This window comes from Bacteroidales bacterium, assembly GCA_012517825.1.
GTDB lineage: Bacteria > Bacteroidota > Bacteroidia > Bacteroidales > JAAYUG01 > JAAYUG01.
On the sequence record JAAYUG010000046.1, the window covers coordinates 1 to 4,459 of the forward strand.

Genomic DNA, 4,459 nt, shown 5'->3' on the forward strand with positions numbered 1-4,459 from the left:
AACCATCCGGTGGAACGGGACAGAAAATACCGTAATAGCCATTGGAAATTTCGATGTAGTATCCCGAAACTACACGGTTACCTTCCCTTCAGCAGGCACATGGTATGATTATTTCTGGGCCGACAGCCTGGTTTTGGAAAACCCTTCTGTGCAGATTACTCTTCAGCCGGGAGAATACCGTTTTTATTCGTCCAAAAAAATGAACGGGTATGGCTCCATCAATATTGGATACGAATCTCCTGCTGGTTCGAAGAAAATCAGTGTCTTCCCGAATCCGGCCTTTGACCGGATTACAGTAGCCGGCAGTGAAAGAATGAAATCCCTCCGGATTACCTCCCTGTCGGGAAACATAGTGATGGAGAAATTCCCCCTATCAGACAAGGTGTCTGTTGATATTTCCGATTTGCCAGGCGGAATCTATTTCATAAGGGTCGATTATAAGAGCACATCTGAAACACTTCGTTTTGTAAAAATGAAATAAAAACTGCTTATAGGTTGGTTAGTTTGGTTAGTTGGTGACAGGTTGACAGGTGAATGTGGGGAGATCAGGCGGTTCAATCAAATGAGCCGCCTGATCATTTAACCCACGTTGCGCATCAAAAAGTGAGCAATGTGCCCCAGGGGACACTTTCAATGCATTTCATCGGGGTTAACCCGGATGCCTGCGCAAAAGGCCAATCCAATGCCCATTAGTTCGTTTGCATACCTGATGCACAATCTGGTTTTAGTGCCTCCCCCCAGTGTTTGGTTTTTTTTCGATTTTCCCTAATTTTGATCTAACAATTCCAAAATCAAACTACCCATGAAAAATTCAGTTGCTTTTTTCTTATTGGCAGGTTTATTCATCATCTCCGGATGTAAAAAGGATGACGATGACAACGGAGGTTCTTCTTCCGTTGTATATATTACTGAAGATATTACCGAACCAACCACCTGGTATGCCGATAAGGTTTATGTTATTCAGGATCATGATTTCTGGGTGGATAATACATTGACCATCCAGGCAGGAACCATAGTAAAATTTTCACCGGGCTATTATATGGTGGTTGGAGATGATGGAACTATAGTGGCGCAGGGTTCGGCCGATAAACCTATTGTTTTCACCTCCCTGAAAGATGATGCCCATGGAGGTGACATCAACAAGGACGGTTCTGCAAGTTCTCCTGGCCCTGGTGACTGGGGAAATATATCTGTAAACTCCAACGGCAATATTTTCACCTATTGCGAATTCTGGTACGGGGGGAGTACCAGTTATCTGAGCACCCTTGAAATTTATGGCGGCGCGGCGAATGTTTCCCATTGCCTTTTTACCAAGAACAAGGGAGGTAAATTCGGCGATTTCTATTACGGAGCCCTTGATGCCTCTGAGGCCATGGAACAAACAGTCATTCAATCGAATACATTTTACGATAATATTCTACCTATGTCGGTGTCATCCGTCATCAGCATCGATAATTCAAACGTATTCAGCAAACCCGGAGATCCCAACATAAAGAACAAAATGAACGGCATCTTCATTTATGATATTTATGCTATCAACAAACCTACCACCTGGGCCGAAACGGAAGTTCCTTTTGTAATCAATGACAATGATCTCTGGATTGAAAGTCCGGGAAGCCTGACCCTGGCCCAGAGTGTTATTGTGAAATTTACTCCAGGCAGTTACCTTGTTATAGGAACCGGTGCATCCCTCACCTTTAACTCTACCAATTTCTTTACCTCCTTTAAAGACGATGCCCACGGAGGAGATACCAACGGCGATGGAAATGCCACATCTCCATCCAACGGCGACTGGGGAGGAATATATAATAACAGTACGGGGGTGTATTTATCGGGTAGCAATATACTGTACGACAGTTATTAAGGATTATAACCGACACTCTGGTAAAAACGATTTATATAAAAGCCGGTTGACTCAGAGCGTCAACCGGCTTTTATATATAATGCTTGACAAAAAGACCTTCAAGGCGGATTACTTCCAGTGATCCGGTCGGGGGGGAACGTTCCTCCCAAATCCCTGCGGCCTGCCGGCCTTAGGGATTTTTTGCTTTGTATGACCTTCAAGCGAGCTTGAGGTCATACAAAGCAAAAAATCCCTTTCGCTGTCGCGAAGGGATTTGGGAGGAGGTCTCTGGCGGATTCGAACCGCCGTACGAGGTTTTGCAGACCTGTGCCTAGCCACTCGGCCAAGAGACCAGCACTTGATTACAATGCAAAGGTAGTAATTTTTTCTTTTTCCGAAATTTGCCAAATTTGAAACTTCCTTGAACTACCACGTCATGAGAAAATTTTTTTGGGGATTCTTTTTTGTAATTCTTTCCCTTTCAGGCTGCAAGAAGAATATTACGCCCATGAAGCTGTGGTACACCCAACCGGCAAAAGCTGATGTACCCGACAGTCCAAATGCATGGACCGATGATCCCGAATGGCTGAAAGCTTTTCCTCTGGGCAACGGTGCCTTGGGCGTAATGATTTTCGGCGACGTAGCTTTGGAGAGAATCCAGCTAAACGAAAAAAGCCTCTGGTCAGGAAGTCCTGACGACAATGACAATCCCGATGCAAAGGCCTCCCTGCCAAAAATTCGGGAATTGCTTTTTGCAGGTAAATTTAATGAAGCATCTGAATTAACCCTTAAAACACAAATTTGCAAAGGATACGGCTCCGGATACGGCAACGGGACAAATGTGCCTTTTGGTAGTTATCAGACACTGGGAGACCTTTGGATAGAATCAGACCCAAAAACTGAATATACCGACTACCGGCGCGAACTGAATATTATGACCGGAATTGCCCGGGTTTCTTACCGACAAAACAACATCAGGTTCCGTCGGGAGGCATTTGTGAGCTATCCCGATAAAGTGCTTGTATACAAAATTTCAGCCGATAGGAAAAACGCAGTAAATCTTTCTTTCTGGTTTACCAGGCCCGAGAGATACGCAGTTGCCACAAAAAATGGCCAGATTATCGTACACGGGGCACTTTCTGACGGAAAAGGAGGAGAAGGCATGAAATACTTTGCCATTATCCGTCCGGTCATAAAAGGAGGTCGTCTCGAAGAATCCGGAAACAAGATACAGGTTCATAACGCAAACGAAGTAGTATTGCTTGTCAGTGCAGCCACAGACTACCGGTTGCATTATCCTGATTATAAACGGGAAGATTTTGAAAACGAAGTATGGAACCGCCTGGAAAAAGCCAGTCAACTTGACTATAAACAGCTATACAGAAATCATCTTGCCGATTTCAGGAATCTTTCTGAGCGGTGTATATTGCAATTGGGAAACAGCAAGGTAATTGACACTGTTCCCACTGATATCCGTTTGAAAAGATACCAGCAGGGTCAGGAAGATCTTTACCTTGAATCGCTGTACTTCCAATATGGCCGTTACCTCCTGATATCTTCCTCCCGTCCGGGAAGTCTTCCGGCCAATCTTCAGGGAATCTGGGCCAGCAAGATCCAGACACCATGGAATGGTGATTATCATACCAATATCAATGTTCAGATGAATTACTGGCCTGCTAATGTTACCGGATTGCACGAGTGCAACCAGCCACTTATGGAATTAATCTCATCCCTGATGGAGCCGGGTTCGCGGACGGCAGCGGTTCAGTACGGAGCCAGAGGGTGGTGTGTGCATCCGATTACCAATGTATGGGGATTCACCTCCCCCGGAGAAAATCCTTTATGGGGACTTCATCTGGGAGCAGGCGGATGGCTGTGCAGGCACATATGGGAACATTATCAATTCACTCAGGATACCGGGTTCCTTCGTACCTATTACCCTGTAATGAAAAATGCTGCTCTTTTTTATTGCGACTGGCTGGTGAAAGATCCACGGACAGGTAAATGGGTATCAGGACCTGCCGGATCGCCTGAAAATTCGTTCACTGCGTCCGACGGGAAGAATTATCAGATAAGTATGGGCCCTTCCCATGATCAGGAAGTCATTTACGACCTTTTCAGCAGTTTTCTTGTAGCTTCCAAAATACTGGGGATGAAAGATTCCGTGACCCGACAAATTGAAACCATTCTGCCGGAATTGCTTCTGCCCGGTATAGGTTCTGACGGGCGGCTGATGGAATGGGCCGAGGAGTTCGCCGAACCGGAACCAGGTCACAGGCATATGTCGCATTTGTATGCTCTCCATCCGGGAAATCAATATACATTTGATTCTTCTCCGGAGTTTATGGAAGCTGCAAGAAAATCGCTCGATTACCGGTTGGAACATGGCGGAGGGCATACCGGATGGAGTGCGGCCTGGATTATCAGCTTCCGCGCCCGGCTTCATGATGGTGACAAAGCCCATGACATGCTCAAAACTTTGTTAAAGCGAAGTACCTGTCCTAACCTCTTCGATCTCTGTCCGCCTTTTCAGATCGACGGCAATTTTGGGGCTACGGCAGGAATTGCCGAAATGCTGATTCAAAGCCATGAGGGATTTATCCGGCTCTTGCCTGC

General features: G+C 45.8%; 3 protein-coding genes and 1 tRNA gene. 3 read left to right on the top strand and 1 reads right to left on the bottom strand.

All coding sequences use genetic code 11. The annotated features are described in order from the left end of the window. Together GX419_03145 and GX419_03150 are read left to right on the top strand one after the other, a co-directional pair. Nucleotides 1–481, top strand: a 481-nt coding sequence (locus GX419_03145; GenBank protein NLI23690.1) for a T9SS type A sorting domain-containing protein, incomplete at its 5' end; no start/stop codon positions are given. Between the two features lie 321 nt (nucleotides 482–802). Beyond that, the gene (locus GX419_03150; GenBank protein NLI23691.1) at nucleotides 803–1,864 is read left to right on the top strand and encodes a hypothetical protein; all 1,062 of its coding nucleotides are present in this window, start codon (nucleotides 803–805) and stop codon (nucleotides 1,862–1,864) included. Nucleotides 1,865–2,125: 261 nt separating this feature from the next. On the opposite strand, the gene GX419_03155 is transcribed toward GX419_03150, so the two are convergent. Beyond that, nucleotides 2,126–2,196: transfer RNA gene (locus tag GX419_03155), tRNA-Cys, on the bottom strand. Nucleotides 2,197–2,279: 83 nt separating this feature from the next. Between GX419_03155 and GX419_03160 the strand changes: the two genes are divergently transcribed. Continuing rightward, nucleotides 2,280–4,459, top strand: a 2,180-nt coding sequence (locus GX419_03160) for a glycoside hydrolase family 95 protein (GenBank protein ID NLI23692.1), incomplete at its 3' end; no start/stop codon positions are given.